Origin of the sequence: Burkholderia sp. SIMBA_051 (assembly GCF_046534915.1) — a bacterium.
Lineage (GTDB): Bacteria > Pseudomonadota > Gammaproteobacteria > Burkholderiales > Burkholderiaceae > Burkholderia > Burkholderia ambifaria.
The window spans coordinates 1-255 of the sequence record NZ_JAWRXS010000560.1 but is presented as its reverse complement, the minus strand read 5'-3'; the positions used below and the strand labels follow the sequence as shown (position 1 = coordinate 255).

General features: G+C 74.9%; 1 protein-coding gene. It reads right to left on the bottom strand.

Features of this window, described 5'->3' with window-relative positions; translation table 11 throughout:
• Nucleotides 1-255: tetratricopeptide repeat protein (locus tag SB771_RS35715; protein ID WP_410722134.1), on the bottom strand; the 255-nt coding region annotated here is incomplete at both ends.

Here is a 255-nt window from a genome sequence, read left to right as displayed (position 1 = left end):
AGCGCGACGTAGGCGCTCAAGCCCTGCACATAGGCCGGATCGGGCCCCGCGGACTGCAACACGCGATGCCACAGGTCCATCGCCGCGCCGTGGTCCACATCGTTGCGGGTAGCGAGCGAACGGGCGATGCGCTCGGCCTCGGGCCGCGTGTCGCTGCTGCGATTGAGCAGGCCGGCGAGCGCCATCGCGGCTTGCGCGTCGGCGGGATCGGCGGCGAGCCGCGCGCGCAGCGCGGCGACCGCACGCACCCGGCCC